Consider the following 15788-nt stretch of genomic DNA (forward strand, 5'->3'; position numbering starts at 1 on the left):
AATGATTAAATTTTTAAACAGATTCAATGACAGGTTTGTTTCCAAATGGTTGGTATTGGCCATGGATATTTTTATTGTTGGATTTTCGTTTATTATTGCAACTGCTATTCGTTTTAATTTTAATTTAACTTATCTTGACCCTTCGCTTTTTAAATACCATTTACTTTGGGTGGTTCTGATCCGTACGGCCACATTTATATTTTTTCGGACCTATACAGGTATTATTCGGCATTCAAGTATTGAAGATGCCAAGCTTTTGTTTAAAGCAGCTTTTTTTTCTACTTTAGAAATTTTACTCTTCGCTATAATTCCATCATTTGGATTGGCCGATTATCTGAAAATACCTTATTCTATTATTGCCATAGACTTTTTTATTGTTTTGTTTGGTTTGGTATCAAGCAGAATTTTGATTAAAACCATATTCGAAGGTCTTTTAGATACATTTAAGTCGAAAAAGAAAGTGATTATTTATGGTTCAGGTAGATTGGGTATAATTACTAAAAATACATTAATTGGAGATAAAAAAAACAATTATCAAATATTATGCTTTATTGATGATAATCCACAGAAAATCGGTAAATCCATTGAAGGAATAAAAGTATTATCCAAAAAAGAAGCTAAGCAAGAAATTTTAGAAAATAGAGGAGAGGAGATAGAGATAATATTTGCCATTCAGTCCATTTCTCCAGCTAGAAAGACGGACTTGGTGGATGAGTTCTTAGACTTGGATTTAAAAATTAGGGTGGTGCCACCTGTAAAACAATGGATCAACGGGACATTGAGTACCAATCAAATCCATCAAATAAGCATAGAGGATTTATTGGAGCGTCCGTCTATTCAAATTAACAATAGATTGGTTAAATCAGCCATAGAAGGCAAGCGGGTTATGATTACAGGTGCGGCAGGATCTATAGGTTCTGAGATAGTACGTCAGATACTGTATTTTAATCCGACAGAATTGGTTTTGGTTGATCAAGCGGAGTCTCCTTTGTATGATTTAGAGACAGAGTTAACCAGGGTTAAAAGCAAATCTCATTATACTACAAAAATATTTCTTGAGATTAAGAATATTACGAATGCTATTCAAATAACGAAAGTATTTGAGAATTACCAACCTCAAATAGTATTTCATGCAGCCGCCTACAAGCATGTGCCTTTAATGGAGTCCAATCCATTTAAAGCTGTGGAAGTAAATACCTTTGGTACACAATTGCTGGCTAATTTAGCTTCTAAATATAAAGTAGAAAAGTTTGTTTTTATTTCTACTGATAAGGCAGTGAATCCTACCAATGTAATGGGTGCTAGTAAACGTTTGGCAGAGATATATGTTCAGAGTTTGAATAAGCATCATGCTAATGAAACACGCTTTATTGTTACGCGATTTGGTAATGTTTTGGGCAGCAATGGCTCAGTTATTCCTTTATTCAAAAAGCAAATTGAAAAGGGTGGGCCTGTTACCGTTACGCACCCTGATATTATTCGGTATTTTATGACCATTCCTGAGGCTTGCCAATTGGTTTTGGAGGCGGGTACTATGGGCAAAGGAGGTGAAATTTATGTATTTGATATGGGTGTGCCTGTAAGGATTATTGATTTAGCTGAAAAAATGATTAAGCTTTCTGGCTTTGAACCCTATACGCAAATCCCTATTTCTTTTTCTGGATTAAGAGCTGGGGAAAAATTATATGAGGAATTGTTAAGTAACGAAGAAACAACCATAGCGACTCATCATCCTAAAATTATGGTAGCTAAAGTAAAGGCAGGTGATTTTGAGGATTTGAAAAATAGTCTTGATACTACGAAAACAAGGCTAAACGCTATGGATGCCAATGAAATTGTTGGCTTCTTAAAGAAAATGGTGCCGGATTATATTAGTAATAATTCTCCATTTGAGCAATTGGATGGAGTTAAAATTTAATAATTCCAGATTTTTTTAACTACTATATTCATCCCAATATTGTTAGGTCTAAGTTCTCCCCAGTCAAATGCTAAGTTTGCTGAATAGATAAGAGATTTATATTTTAATAGTATTTTTTGGCTTCCAGAAAATTGTTTTCTTTCAATTGGAAATGCATAATTACCTAAGTTTTGAGAGTTGATTACTTGTGTGGATGCTGTTATGTTCTTTATTTTATATTGCATCGAGATATTTATAGCACTTATTCTATTATTAATAAAGTAATTTGAATTGTTACTAGCACCATTTGTATTTAGATTTTTTATTTCCTGGCTTTTATTAAATAATGGATTACCTATAACATTGCCACGATAGTTCCATGAATCAACATAAATAATGTTGTTAAAATAATTGTCCCTGCCCCTAAGTTCGCTTATGAAATTTTCAGATGAACCAAATCCTCCTTGGCTTCTTGTATCTAGGTATTCAATACAAATATTTTGAATTATTCCTTCTTTCCTTTTTAAAGATGCACCTAACAATCCATCTTTAATATTACTAAGATAATAAAGCGAGCCATCTTCGTAAATACTTTGTCGATAAATCATCAGTCTTCCTATGGAGGATTGTACCTCCATTCCTAAATCTATAGTGCCTAAATGATTTCCTGCCCTGTTGAGAGCTTCATTGGCAGAAAAACCTTGGGTAAGCCCATCTCCATTTTTGTTTAAACTAATTCCAGTTACTACCTTAAAGAATGTTGGGAAATCAGTATAATACTTTGTTATAGTTTGATCGCTAGCTTGGTCAAAATATGGTATTGTTGGGTAACCACCCCATTGTACCTGGTGGTTGAGGCCTGCATATATTTTTATTTTCCAGTTTGGCTTACCTAGCCTACCGTATAAACTTTTTTGATGTAACCAAACGTTTTGCACGGAATCCCCTTTTCCAAACCAACCATGGGCAAAATTTCCTTTTACTGCAATTAGTCCACTTTTTAAAATCGGTGTATAGTTTGGAATTGCTATTTGTATTTTAGGCATAGGCAATGCATTTCCAGACCATATATAGCTGCCCATGGTGCCTGTAGTGTCCACTAATCCCTGAATTTCTTTTCTTCTGCCTCCGTAGAATTCAAAAGCCCCATATCTTATTTTTGCATAAGCTTCAGGTATTAGAACTTGAGAAAACTTTCCAAGGTTTATATGAGGTTCTAGTCCATAACCATACCCAAATCTTTTTATTTTTTTTTGAAGGGTATAAAGTGAATCATATTCTTTTTTGATTTGAGTACTTGTATAAAAAACTTGAGAGTTTAGGGGAACCACTCCATATTGATTACTTCTTATTAAAAAAGGAGTTTGGGCATTACTAGATAATATTATGCCTGCTTTAGAACTTAGATTCACTTTGGCAAAAAATTCTTTTTGAGCAAAGGAGATATTATTGATAATTGTTAAAAGGAAAAATAGTTTTATCCTCATAGATTTTTTAGGGCTAATTCTTTGCAAAATACTAATAAAATATGGGATTACCTGATCAATTGAAATCGGCCTTTCTTTATTATTTCTTCATTGTTATTTAAAATGATTTTTAAATAATAGATATAAATGCCTTCTTGGGCGTTTTTCCCATTAATTTTTCCGTTCCAAGCTTTATCTTTTTGGTTAAACTCATAGATTTTTTCTCCCCATAGATTGTATATACTCATATACATTTTGGTAACCCTGCCAAATCTCCCTTTTATTTGTAAACTATCGTTAACATTATTTCCATCTGGAGAAAAAATATCAGGTACAAAAAAGATTGCTTCAATGGGGATGGATATATTGTTAGAATAACTTTCTTTTCCGTTTTGACTTATTGATCTAATCTTAAAATTTGCTTCAGTTTCAAAATTGTCTAGATTTGGTTTAAAGTCAGTTTCACCGTTTTTTGTTTTTGCTATATTAGATTCATTTTTAGTGATTTCATTTATAGATATAATTTCATAACTTTCTATTGAATCATTTCCGAATGGGTTGAAACTTGTCCAGATAAGTTCATCGTTGATGTTTGCAGTTAAATTTATACTGCAAACCAACGGCGACGGCTCTGAAAGACTACCACATTCGTCTTTATACTTCATAAAATAACATTCACTATTATTTAAGGTTTCGGCATTTATATCTAATAATGGTTTAATGTAATCAGTACTGTCAATTTTGTTTTCATTTTTTTTAAATAAAAAATATTGTTCTTTTAATAATTTCCATTGAGAATCATCCTGAAATATTATTTCTGTTGTATTTTCATTTTTAACAGTAACATATACATCGTTTATGGATGGAGGGGAGAAGGTTTTTCTGTCGACACAAATTTTATTAGAAATACTAATACCGCTATATTTATAATAATACAATTGGCCTGAGGTTTCCATTTCAATTCTATAACATTGTTGTTTAGAACAATCAACATTTGTTTTTGTATAAGTTGTCAGATTTTTATTTACTACGATTTCTTTTTTTACTGTGTTTTCTATTTCAATTATTTTTTGAGATTTGTCTAAATATCTACCGTAGTTTCTATCATCAAAACTGGTAATAGTATTTGGATAAGTGGACCATTTTAGATTATTGTTTTTTTCTTGGAGATCAACTGAAAATAAAGGTAAGGTGCATAGTTCGGCAGAAGGGTCACTACCACATGAAGTTATCCTATCTAGATAAAAACAGTAAGACTTTGTGCTGTCTTCTAACTCAATAGAATAATCTCCAGGAGTGTAATTTTTGCCTTTAGATTTATATGCTTTACCTTGTTCTTTTTCAAATAGTTCATACCCTTTGCTATCAAAAGAACCATGAAACGAAATTTTGGCTTCATTTGGCGATACTAGTTCAATTTTATCAATATTAACTTTGTTTGGATCATCATATCCATTAGGAAAAAGGGTTGGTATTTTGAATGGGATGGTGATTGAGGCAGGACTGGCACAGTTTAATTTACTATTGTTGAAAAACCCTTCTACTTTAATGGTTTTAGGTAAAATTAAAGATTTTGTTTTTGAATAAGGAAGGGAGTTTTTATTTATTTTTTCAGGTAAAATAGCACCATCTCCCCAATTAATTTCATAATAATCGAAGTCATTATCATTAGCTACAGGAATGTTGATTTCCACCGAATTGTTGTTACAAGAATTATAAGAAAAAATGGGTTGATTGTTAGGTCTTACACTTATGGTTTTACAAGTATACATTGGCTTACCATTTTTTGTGCCATATTGCAGGATTTTATATACCCTTATGGAATTAGCATTCGAAAACAATGCATTATTTGAAGAGTCTTTATTGTTTATCATATCTAAAAGTGATGCATCCTTGCTGCCATCGTAATAAAAATCGTAACGAATATCCGTGCCTCCAGATTTATCGTGTAGTTTAACAGCCAAAGGTGTACATCCTGCTGTAATATTCCCTTCTATTTCAAAAGCTCCTTCTATTGAGCCTGCTGGCCTATTGTTTGCATCACAAAGCCCTTGTGCTTTGCTGATGTTTTGCATCAGCATAATTGCATATAAAATTAGGGAAATATGTAATATTTTGGTTTTCAATAGTATAGAGATAGCTAAAAATAAACTTAAATTTAAACAATTTTGGGTAAAATAGCACTAAAATTTATTTAGCGGTTTTTATTTTTCTCCTTACATTTTTTAGGCAAAACTAATAAATGAAAGTTTTATTTATTCCAAAAGATATACCAATACTATTCGGATACAGACTCCCCACATCTTGTGCAATTGAGACATTTAATCTTATTTTACGGAAAACTTCTTTATTCGTATTTAAGAGAAATGAATTTCTTTTTAAACTTAAAGTGTTTCCATAAGTACCGAAGTTTTGGCTTAAGCTCATTTTTCCTAAAAAATTAATTCTTTTATAGTAGCCAGAAAATACCAAATAATAAACTTTAACTCTATTACTATAAATTGTTCTTTTATCAGGGTTAAGTAAAATGTAGGGTGTACCTAAAATATTAGAATTGTAAGACCAAGATTGATATTGCCCATGGGAGAAATAATTGTCAAATTCACCAAAGTTACTCTCCTGATATTTCCCAAACCTATATAGACCTTGGCTTTTTGTATAAATAAATTCTCCCGTAATATGCTGAAGAATGCTCTTAGGGCTTTTAGATTGCCAAGCAAACCCATATATTCCATCTTCGATATTGTTGAAATTCACCAATGATCTGGCAAAATCAAAGGGCTTTTGATGATAAAATTTAAGGTTTTGGTTGAAAATTGCACACAAATCTACAGAACCTAATTGGTTTCCGACTGCTAAACCACGACCATAGCCTGGTATTTTGTTTGGGTCCATATTTACAAATTTTTGTAAAAATGGCAAAACAATAAATTGGTAACTATACAAAGGGTAAGGAGCTAAGTAGCCGTTTATGGTTGGTGAGGCATATTCTCTTTCAATTTTCTTCAACTCTTCAGAATAACCTCCCCATTGAGCTTGATGATTTATTCCACCCATCAATTGAACTTTTTGTTTCTTGTCGTTTATTTTAAAATACAACCATTTTTGGTGGATATAGAAATTTTCAATTATACCTTGTGTTCCAAACCACCCATGCGATAGACCAGTTTTGAATGAAAATCTCTTGTTTTTGCCTAAATAAATCCAGTTGGGCGTAGTTAATTGTAACATGGGTATCGGTAGGGCATTGCCAGAATATACATACGCACCGGAGCTTAAAGTGGAATCAGTTAGACCTTGTATTTGTTTTCTTCTTCCTCCTGTAAATTCAAATCCGCCGTATCTAAACTTTAAATAGGCTTCAGGGAGCAAGATTTGTTTTACTTTTCCATAATTAGCATGAAAGTCTAGGCCATATCCAAAATTAAACTTTTTGAGTTTTTGAGTTTTAGTGTAAAGACTATCGTATTCTTTTGTTAAACCAAAATTAGAGAATCCGAAATTGGCTTTTTGAGGGATTTGTCCGAAAGTATTTGCATGAAGTAAAAATGGAGTATTGGTATCACTTGCGGCTATAAATCCTGTTTGTAAATCATATTTTATTCCTTTGAAAACTTTCTGTGCATGGGACTTTAAGGCAAAGAATGTATAAAGTATAATGAGCAGTTTTATCTTCATATTGCATAATTTTTCAAATAAGAAATGTTGGTTTATTGTAATAAACCGATTTCCAATTAAAAAAGGTTACAATCAAGATAGTCCAAAAGTTTGGAAAAAGCTAAATTAATTTATTTTATGGTCAAATAAATATTGAGTTTCCCCTTATCACATAGCCCCAGCTCCACCTTTTTGGAAAACAACTTCTTTTACTAATCCGATTGAATTAAAATGCAAAATCATGGCTTCGGCCGTGGTTTGGTTGCGGATGTTTTCGCATTGTGGGCCTTTTTCGAAAAAATAAACAAAGAATTTTTCGTTTTTCTTGTCTAACATTTGGTAATCATATCGCCCAAATGTTTTTAAGATTTCATTTTCTGAGATCGTTAAAATTATATCTCTGTTTTGTTTCAAGATTTTCAAAGCAGGCATTCTTTTGCCTTCGCAACCGCCTCTGTCGTTTTTAAATGATTGGTTTTCAAAACCTTCAATTTCTAGAGGTTTTGAATAGGAACAGGCTTGAAGTATTAAAACTAGAAGGAATATTTTTCTCATTTATCACTTTGGAAAGAACCTATGATGCTATTGACGATCGATAAAACAAAACTAAATATCAAAGGATGTAGGAAGCCATTTACTTTAAAGCCTGGCACGAGGTAATCGCACAAGTAAACGATGGCCACACTGATTACCAATGAAAACAAACCGAGGGTAAGGAAAGTAATGGGTAAAGAAATGAATTGGAGAATGGGTTTTACGAAATTATTTAAAACGCTCATTACAAATGCAACCAATATAGCCGTAGAAAAATGGTCAACATTTACATCGTCTAGATATTTTGGCAGGGTCAATACCACAAATCCGCAAACGAGAAGTCTTATTATGTAATTTGTCATTTGGCTTGGTGTCTTTTTATTAAAACTTCTAAAACTTCGTCTAAGGTATAATCTTTTGCTTCTAATAGAATCAAATAATGAAATAAAAGATCAGCAGCTTCGCCTAAAAACAAGTCTTTGTTATCGTCTTTGGCTTCTATTACCAACTCTACGGCTTCTTCTCCAACTTTTTGGGCTATTTTGTTTATTCCTTTTTTAAATAAAGACGTAGTATAAGATGCATCCGTAGGATTGTTTTTGCGGTCTTTGATTATTTCAGCCAATTGATTGATAAACTGCACTTTTCCAATGTTTTTCTCTTCCCAACAGGTATCATCACCCGTATGACAAGTGGGGCCTTGAGGTATAGCTTTTAAAAGTATAGCGTCAGAATCACAATCTATTGCGTGGTTTTTATATACCAAGAAATTATCTGAAGTTTCGCCTTTGGTCCATAGTCTTTCTTTTGAACGGCTGTAGAATGTTACTTTACCTTCTGTTATGGTTTTGTTGAAGGCTTCTTCATTCATATAACCTTGCATAAGGACTTTTCCAGTGTAAAAATCTTGAATTATAGCTGGTAAAAGGCCTTTAGAGAAATCTGCTTTTCTATTCATATATTTAAAAATTATGCAAAAATACTAAGGAGAGTCTAATAATCAGGAGGAAAGGAAAATTATTATATTTTTTTTGAAATACGCTTGACAAATAAAAAAAGAGGGCTTATCTTTGCACCCACATTAAACGAGAGAGGTTCTTGTCAATGCGAAAGTAGCTCAGTTGGTAGAGCGTAACCTTGCCAAGGTTAAGGTCGCGGGTTCGAGACCCGTCTTTCGCTCAAGAGGTTAAAAGTTCCTATGAAAGTGGGAGCTTTTTTATTTCTTTCACCCGCCGGGGTGGTGGAACTGGTAGACACGCAGGACTTAAAATCCTGTGAGCCTTATCGCTCGTACGGGTTCGATTCCCGTCCCCGGTACTAGGAAGGCTAAAAAGAGCCAACCAAATGAAATAAAAGAGAGTGTAAGTTGCTAATTTTAAGTAATTTACGCTCTTTTTTCGTTTTACCCTTTTCCTTTCGTTGGTTAACTTTTTCTCTTAATCTGTCACAATTTTGTCACAATTTTTAAAATGCTTTATTTCTAAAACTATTGTTACTTTTATATTTTTATGGTTCTTGAAGGAAATAAAAAGCATTTTTTTAACAGAAGGTATATAAAGATTCACTTTATTAAAGTTGGCAACTTTTTTGATTTCTTATTATTTGCGAATTTTTGATTCCTACAGATTTTTCCAGACCGAATAATAAAAATAAGAAATAACAAAATAACTGAATCTTTTTTATTTTGAGGATTTTGCTTACATTCGAGTTTTACACAAATTACAAATGCAAAATAATCCCAATGATCAAGTTAAAAAATACGCACGCCGAGCTGCCATTTCAGCCGTGGTTTGTCGGAATCTCGCCCATAACACCGGCAGCCATAAGGCTCCGTGGTTGAAATTTTTTGTCAACGATCGGTTTGAAAGGTTTTATCATTATTTAGAAAATAGTGATAAAAACAACCTAACAAAACTCAATCGTAATCTCCTTGAGAAAAAACATGACTTTGAAAATTGCGTAAATAGTGATGATGAAGGGTTAAAAAAAGATAAATTAATTAAAATCGAAGATGCTAAAACCGAACAACTACAAGAAAGTTTAGCTATACAATCATATTTTGATTTTTTCAGTGCCAATATGGAGTTTATCACGGATGTAACAATGTCCTTTGATACTGAACGTAGTAGTTTTGAAGGAACTTTAAATGATATTATTGAAGAATACTTTAATAAAAACTTGGCATTATCTGGGCTTATCGACGATTATTATTTTACTGAGGGACTTGATGCACCACAAAGAAAAGTAACTATTTCTGGTTACTCCAAGATTAGTGATTTTACACCACTAAGTTTGCCGAATGGTAGTTTGAGTAAGGTGGCCATCATGATTATCTTTGAAAATCTCATTCGGAATGTTTATAAGCATTTAAAAATCCGAGAAAAAATAGAGATTGGTTTTCAACTAAGCGACTTTGATGAGCATTATTATGCATTAGATATTTTTCATAAATCTGAGTATGCGAATAATTCTTTAAAAAGAATACAAAACTTTGTTGATTCGCCTATTCTTAATAATGACTATTCAATCAGGCAAGAAGGGTGGGGGATTTTTGAAATGAAAGTTTGTGCCGCCTACTTGGTTGATTTCCCCTTGGATTATATTGATAATGTAGTTAAAGATAGTTTCGTCGAAATCTCAGAGAAAGGCAAATTCCACCCTTTATTAACGCCTAATTATTATTCCTTGGATGATAATTCTTATAAAATATCCCAAGATGAGCTAACAAATCTAGGTTTTAGAATTTACTTAAAACGCCCCAAAAGGATTTTTATTGATGAGGACTTGTTGCCGAGTTTTAAAGGTAAAAATATAGGGAAAGGTATTTTGTTAGGTAAGATATCAGATGTAAGCAAAAGTTTTTTTAACACCTATGATCTTGTTTTAGCACACAAGATTAAAGCACAATACCTCGATACCAATCAAAGATTATTGTTTGTTGATGATAGTACCTATGCATTCGAATATGAAAATCATAAGGGCCATAAATCCTCCTTTATTTTTTCTGTTTGGCTACAAAAAGTAATTGATGACGATAGAATAAAAAGTTTAAGTGAGATTTTATGGGTAAATTATTTAAAGCAAAAACAATATAAAATCAAGCATAGTGACTTCAAAATTGCAAGAAACGAGGACCGTTTAAAAAAAATTAAAGAACAAAACCCAGACATTCAACCCCATCAGTTAATAATTATTGATGGACATGGAAGAGACGTCGTTTCAATAGGCAAAAAAAACCACGAAAATCTTAAATCTTTTCTTTGGTATATACCTGAAGACTTCCAAATAAGACAAACTTGGTTTACCAATGTATTCCCTTCTGGAGATTTTGATTTTAACTATAATTTTCAAGAAAAGCTATATTTAACAGAAACATTAAATATACATATTGGTATTTTTGACGAACGGGTACAATTTGAAACATTGACAGAATACAGAAATAATACTCAACTCACTATAGCTGATTTATTAGATTTATCTGGTATCCATATTTTAAGCAATAAAATTTGGGACTTAGTAAAAATTAGTGAAGATAATTTCAAGGAACTAGAACATCTTATCAAAGAATCTTTAAAAACAAACGAATACACTATCTTGCATTATACTATTTTTGAACGTTTAGCAAGCTTTAATAATCACGGCAATGATACAGCGTCGCTTACTTCGTACTACAAAAGCTTGATTAAAGATGCACCCAATCTCTTCGTTTTCTGCTCTGGCAGGGGAAGGCCATCTAATTTGATTAGGGGCTGTTATTATATACATTTATCAACCTTACGGGATCTACTTATACGCTTACGATCCAAATATCATTTAGTGCAAGCTTTAAAATCCTTACGTCAAATCTTTCATTAATCATGCCCACTTTTATTATTTTCACTTGCCACTATCGTATAAACGGAACAAAAATTTGCAACTCGATACCCTCGCTTGGGAAGCTTAATTCTGAATTCATTCATCAAGAAACATTTTGTTGTGGTTCGAAAGTATTTTTTATTAATGATGGGTTTGAAATTAAAAATGATACCCAAAGAAATCAACTTCCTCATAGAGTTAACGATTTAATTAATACTGAGAAGGTATATATCGTGAGGCACAAAACTGGAAATGAGCTTCAAGATAAAGTTATTAAAAAGCTGAACGTGCAGGAAAGATTTATGGTAGATTTTTCCCATAGTGAGGGAATCTACCAAGACCTAAACGCATGGTACAACGCAGAAATAAGTCTTCCAACAATCCTAGAACGACATTTCTACACCGGCTTCAGAAATGCAAGGAATCGCCTGATTGAGGCTTTCAATGTTGGAAAAATCCCTGACAGTTACTACGTTGAGAACTCACAACTCACCAACACTCTAAAGGAGTTATATGATCAATTGGTAGAAAAGGTTAATGATTTGACCATTAGTGAGATAGAAACATTTCAAAAATCACTCGAAATTCTTGACTTATGAAATCAGAAAAATATTTGTTAATAGCAAATTCAACGATTCGTAATCCAGAAATCGAAACCATTTTAAGGAAAAATAAGGATGATGTGTTCGATTTTTTGTTTATTGATATCCATGCCAATGAATGGGATATTTGCCAATTGATTACTAAGCAAATTAAAAACAATCTAATCCTTGTCATTGACATAGACTTGTGTATCAACAATGCCCATTCCGTATCACATCCAGGGGTAAAGCTCTTAAAATACTATCGGATGTTAGAGCATTTGACACCATGTATTTTGTTTGGCCGAAAACCTATCAATGAACTATTTCGGTTTGAACCCGAAAATGCTATCTTACTTGCAAATGGTACTGCCTATTTGAATATCAATAACCAGGAAATTTTTGGATTGAAAACCCTCCATCAAGCAATTGAAAAAGGAATTCAGAAAAATTTTATAAAAATTGGTTTGCCAGCTATTAGTCATGATTGGAATAACCTCTGGGCGATATATAAATTATGGTTAGTACACAAGCATGTAGCGATTTCGATGTATGGCAAAAAACTAAATGAATTACTGCCAGCAAACATTCAAGCAGTACTAAAGTCCTACGAAGGGGTTTTGTATCGATATTTTCATGCTATATCAGAAACCGATGTCCAAGGGGTTTTACAACTGTATTTTGGAAGGCAATTGACAGATGCTGTCAATAGAAGAAAACAAAATTCGGAAGCTACTGTTGTTTTAATCGATGACCAAACAAATGATGGCTGGGCTGATATTTATGAAAACATTATTTTTGGGAAAAGTAATAACCAAATACAAAGAATCATCCCAAAAAATGGCGATACTATTGAAGACATCTTTAATAAATTTAAAATCTTGGCAAAAAATGAAATATCCTTGGTATTACTAGATGTTAGACTTTTGGGGGAACAAAAAAAACTACTAAACCAAATGGACTTGTCGGGCGTAAGAGTATTCCAAAGAATAAAAAGAAAATACCCTAAAATACCGATTTTGATCACAACGGCATCCAGCAAAATCGGAGTCTATGAATGTTTTATCAACATGGTGTCGCATCCAGATGGTTATTGGATCAAAGAAGGAATTGATAAACACCTTAGTACTACTGAAACAATTGGCAACTATTTTAACCTTGTGAATCAAATCGATGGGATTCTTCAAAAGCGACAAGAATACATTAAAAAGTACTTAAAACCGTACGAAACGGATTTAAAAAATGAACATGTAGTAAAGCTCATCAATAAAGGTTTTGACCATGTAGTCACTGATTATGAACAAATTAAAGAAAACCTAGCATTTACACAAACTAAAAACAAACTGAAAGCTTTTAAAAAATGTATAATCGATACCAACTTCTTTTTGAATATTGGCAATGTAAATACAACACTCGATCACCACACCACCAATATTTTTCAGTCTTTAGTTTTATTAAGTTTTATTTTTGAAGAAAACTTACTGATCCATGAACGTGTTTTGGCTGAGATTTTGAAGTTTAGTACAAAAGATGATCCTAACTACGACAAAGATATTTCGGTAGCAGCCAGAAAAACCTTAGGTTTGGTAAAAAGATTGCTTAAAAATAAAAAGATTACTGTCTACGAGCCAGGAAAAGTCACATTAACAAATATCCTTGCTGAAAATGTAGAAGCATTATATGCCGACGACAAGCTTGTAGAAACAATACATAAGCTAGATAAAAAAGGAGAAGCTATCTTATTTATTTCTAACGATAGAGCCCTCAATGAAAAAATTAAGTTTACCAACACAAATTCACAAAAATCGACGTGTGAAACCATTTTAACAACCTTTAAACCCGTTTTAGATTCCTTATGAAAATACTGCTTGCTTGTAATGATACATCAAAAGATAAACTTTCAGCCTTAATAAGCGGTCAATTTAATGATGCTCATGTTACCGCCGTGTGTAACAAAGCTGCTTATGATAACCTTAATTTTAAGAAAGAAGCCTTTGAACAAGCCTTTTTCTATGTTGAACTTGACTGGCTCAAAGACAATACCAGTAACCAAGGGTATGAATTGGCGGTTGATTTTATGAATCAAATGCCAAATAGTAAACGGCTAATACAGATTCGATTTCTTAGTTTGAAAAAGCAAGTGGATTTGATTAAAAAAGTGAGAGGCGGCGATAAATTTTTTTTAGCTAAATCCTTTCAACATATTTATGATGTGGGTTTGAAAAGATTGTCTTTAGAATACTACAGCAAAGAGCATTATGAGTTTATCAAACTATTTTCGCTCAAAAAATCAGGAATTTTGCTTTTTGTTAAGCATGAGCTCGATACAATTCAACGGAATTTATTAGAAGAAGAAGCCGCATTTAGTAGTAAAAAAACGCTTATTAAAAAACACGTTGATTCTTTGGCATTCTTGGGGAATGAGTTATTTGCCATAGACAGCAATATTTTAGCGATGAACAAAGATGAAATAAATGCCTTTTTGACCGCAATACTGAAAAACATTGAACGATTGATTCACAAAGATTCGGGTAAAATAATTACTGAAAAACTGAAATACAATGTGCTTATCGTGGAAGACGACCAAGAAATGCTTCTTGAATTAGTAGAAATCTGTAAAGAGCGATTTATTTCTGTGTATCCTTCTTCTGACACTGAACTTAAAAACTATTCGATCGAAAAAGCCTATGAGCAACTAAAAGAAAAAGGTAATAACTTTCAAGTAATGATTTTAGACCTACTTTTTGAGCGAGCTGACGAGTCTTATGAAATGAAAAGTGGGGTTGATTTCTTAAAAATGGCAAGTGTTAAACATCCATATCTAACTACAAGGATTATTACAAATGTTTCTAGGCAAATCATTTCGGCTATCCTCAAAATTTCTTTGAAAGACCTATATCCCAAAAATATGGGTAAAGAAGCCCTGCGTGAGTTTATTATCAATGACATTGACAGGATTAAAGAGGAATGTCTTGAAAAAGCGAATTCAAAAAGAATAAGATGTTTTGGGCCTAAAATGGGATTTTTCGAAATTCCGGAAGTTTGGAATCAGGTGCAAAATTTAATTGAATCAGATGAATTTGAATATTTTTGGAATAATTCGGCCTTAAAAGGCCTAAATAATTTCAATATTTATAACAAAATCGTTGGATTTACAGGAACTCTTATAAAAACGGAAGATAAAAAAAGAAAAGTATTCACAATAGACAAAATTGAAGCTTATCTTAGGGATATTTGTATATTTAGGCTTTTGCTTTTAAGTAAATACATTGATCATACCATTAGCGATGGAAATTTTGATCACGATATTTTTGAAACAGATGTTTTAAATAAAATATGTAAAAGAAAATTCAATACCAATTTTTTGAATGGAATTGGAATTCATGCTACTTTTAATAAGATAGATGCCATTTACAAGATTCAACTTAAAAACCTATTTCCTCAAGAAGTCCGATGGATCTATTCGGCGTTGAATAATAATCCCAATAATGTGATTTTAGTGGCAGATAATTATGAAGATTTAGCAGAATGGTATGAGTTTTTTAAAAATGTGCCTCACTTTAAGGCTATGGGAATAAATATCCCTAAATTAGATAAGGATGCAATCGATTTTTACCATCTAAATAAGCTTTTAGAAGAGATAAGTGATTCAAAAAATTTAACTGAGGACATTGCAAGAGAAATTTATAATCAATTTATCGAAGAGCATGGGATAATAGTTGATTATCTACCAGAAGATACACAACTAATTTGTAAAAGAATTTTTTCAAAAATACAAGATTGATACAACAAAATTGA

Annotated in this window: 11 protein-coding genes and 2 tRNA genes; 7 read left to right on the top strand and 6 right to left on the bottom strand. The window is 32.2% G+C overall.

What is annotated here, in order from left to right; translation table 11 throughout:
- Position 1 precedes the first annotated feature (1 nt).
- Positions 2-1918 carry a nucleoside-diphosphate sugar epimerase/dehydratase gene (locus EGI22_RS15790; RefSeq protein ID WP_255069379.1) on the top strand — a complete coding sequence of 639 codons (1917 nt, stop codon included), beginning with the start codon at positions 2-4 and terminating at the stop codon, positions 1916-1918.
- Here EGI22_RS15790 and EGI22_RS15795 read toward each other — a convergent pair.
- The 6 genes from EGI22_RS15795 to hisIE form a co-directional block, all read right to left on the bottom strand.
- Positions 1915-3384 carry a capsule assembly Wzi family protein gene (locus EGI22_RS15795; RefSeq protein WP_255069380.1) on the bottom strand — a complete coding sequence of 490 codons (1470 nt, stop codon included), beginning with the start codon at positions 3382-3384 and terminating at the stop codon, positions 1915-1917. The genes EGI22_RS15790 and EGI22_RS15795 overlap by 4 nt on opposite strands.
- 47 nt (positions 3385-3431) lie before the next feature.
- Positions 3432-5438 carry a gliding motility-associated C-terminal domain-containing protein gene (locus EGI22_RS15800; protein WP_255069381.1) on the bottom strand — a complete coding sequence of 669 codons (2007 nt, stop codon included), beginning with the start codon at positions 5436-5438 and terminating at the stop codon, positions 3432-3434.
- 160 nt (positions 5439-5598) lie between these two features.
- Positions 5599-7041, bottom strand: a complete 1443-nt coding sequence (locus tag EGI22_RS15805) for a capsule assembly Wzi family protein (RefSeq protein WP_255069382.1) — start codon at positions 7039-7041, stop codon at positions 5599-5601.
- 147 nt (positions 7042-7188) lie between these two features.
- On the bottom strand, positions 7189-7575 hold the full coding sequence (locus EGI22_RS15810; RefSeq protein WP_255069383.1) for a hypothetical protein: 387 nt from the start codon (positions 7573-7575) through the stop codon (positions 7189-7191).
- Positions 7572-7916: a phage holin family protein gene (locus tag EGI22_RS15815; protein WP_255069384.1), complete on the bottom strand. Its 345-nt coding sequence runs from the start codon at positions 7914-7916 to the stop codon at positions 7572-7574. Before EGI22_RS15815 ends, EGI22_RS15810 begins: the two co-directional genes overlap by 4 nt.
- The gene (gene hisIE, locus EGI22_RS15820) at positions 7913-8512 is read right to left on the bottom strand and encodes a bifunctional phosphoribosyl-AMP cyclohydrolase/phosphoribosyl-ATP diphosphatase HisIE (RefSeq protein ID WP_255069385.1); all 600 of its coding nucleotides are present in this window, start codon (positions 8510-8512) and stop codon (positions 7913-7915) included. The genes EGI22_RS15815 and hisIE overlap by 4 nt, the downstream gene beginning before the upstream one ends.
- A gap of 148 nt (positions 8513-8660) precedes the next feature.
- Here hisIE and EGI22_RS15825 point away from each other — a divergent pair.
- From EGI22_RS15825 to EGI22_RS15850, 6 genes are all read left to right on the top strand, one after another.
- Positions 8661-8733, top strand: a tRNA-Gly gene (locus tag EGI22_RS15825).
- Positions 8734-8785: 52 nt separating this feature from the next.
- A tRNA-Leu gene (locus EGI22_RS15830) sits at positions 8786-8871 on the top strand.
- 408 nt (positions 8872-9279) lie between these two features.
- Positions 9280-11409, top strand: a complete 2130-nt coding sequence (locus EGI22_RS15835; protein WP_255069386.1) for a hypothetical protein — start codon at positions 9280-9282, stop codon at positions 11407-11409.
- 2 nt (positions 11410-11411) lie between these two features.
- Positions 11412-12008 (top strand): hypothetical protein, encoded by a 597-nt coding sequence (locus tag EGI22_RS15840; RefSeq protein WP_255069387.1) that lies wholly within the window; start codon positions 11412-11414, stop codon positions 12006-12008.
- Positions 12005-13849: a hypothetical protein gene (locus EGI22_RS15845; RefSeq protein WP_255069388.1), complete on the top strand. Its 1845-nt coding sequence runs from the start codon at positions 12005-12007 to the stop codon at positions 13847-13849. The genes EGI22_RS15840 and EGI22_RS15845 overlap by 4 nt, the downstream gene beginning before the upstream one ends.
- A complete protein-coding gene (locus tag EGI22_RS15850) occupies positions 13846-15774 on the top strand; it encodes a hypothetical protein (protein WP_255069389.1) in 1929 nt (642 codons plus the stop codon). The genes EGI22_RS15845 and EGI22_RS15850 overlap by 4 nt, the downstream gene beginning before the upstream one ends.
- The last annotated feature ends 14 nt before the right edge of the window (positions 15775-15788 follow it).

Source organism: Lacihabitans sp. LS3-19, from assembly GCF_024343575.1.
Taxonomy (GTDB): Bacteria; Bacteroidota; Bacteroidia; order Cytophagales; family Spirosomataceae; genus Leadbetterella.

What these genes read in the sequence shown, in the direction of transcription:
- EGI22_RS15835 (WP_255069386.1), top strand. Translation starts at nt 9,280, where the DNA reads ATGCAAAATAATCCCAATGATCAAGTTAAAAAATACGCACGCCGAGCT.
- EGI22_RS15795 (WP_255069380.1), bottom strand. Translation starts at nt 3,384, where the DNA reads ATGAGGATAAAACTATTTTTCCTTTTAACAATTATCAATAATATCTCC.
- EGI22_RS15845 (WP_255069388.1), top strand. Translation starts at nt 12,005, where the DNA reads ATGAAATCAGAAAAATATTTGTTAATAGCAAATTCAACGATTCGTAAT.
- EGI22_RS15800 (WP_255069381.1), bottom strand. Translation starts at nt 5,438, where the DNA reads ATGCAAAACATCAGCAAAGCACAAGGGCTTTGTGATGCAAACAATAGG.
- EGI22_RS15840 (WP_255069387.1), top strand. Translation starts at nt 11,412, where the DNA reads ATGCCCACTTTTATTATTTTCACTTGCCACTATCGTATAAACGGAACA.
- EGI22_RS15790 (WP_255069379.1), top strand. Translation starts at nt 2, where the DNA reads ATGATTAAATTTTTAAACAGATTCAATGACAGGTTTGTTTCCAAATGG.
- EGI22_RS15850 (WP_255069389.1), top strand. Translation starts at nt 13,846, where the DNA reads ATGAAAATACTGCTTGCTTGTAATGATACATCAAAAGATAAACTTTCA.
- EGI22_RS15810 (WP_255069383.1), bottom strand. Translation starts at nt 7,575, where the DNA reads ATGAGAAAAATATTCCTTCTAGTTTTAATACTTCAAGCCTGTTCCTAT.
- hisIE (WP_255069385.1), bottom strand. Translation starts at nt 8,512, where the DNA reads ATGAATAGAAAAGCAGATTTCTCTAAAGGCCTTTTACCAGCTATAATT.
- EGI22_RS15815 (WP_255069384.1), bottom strand. Translation starts at nt 7,916, where the DNA reads ATGACAAATTACATAATAAGACTTCTCGTTTGCGGATTTGTGGTATTG.
- EGI22_RS15805 (WP_255069382.1), bottom strand. Translation starts at nt 7,041, where the DNA reads ATGAAGATAAAACTGCTCATTATACTTTATACATTCTTTGCCTTAAAG.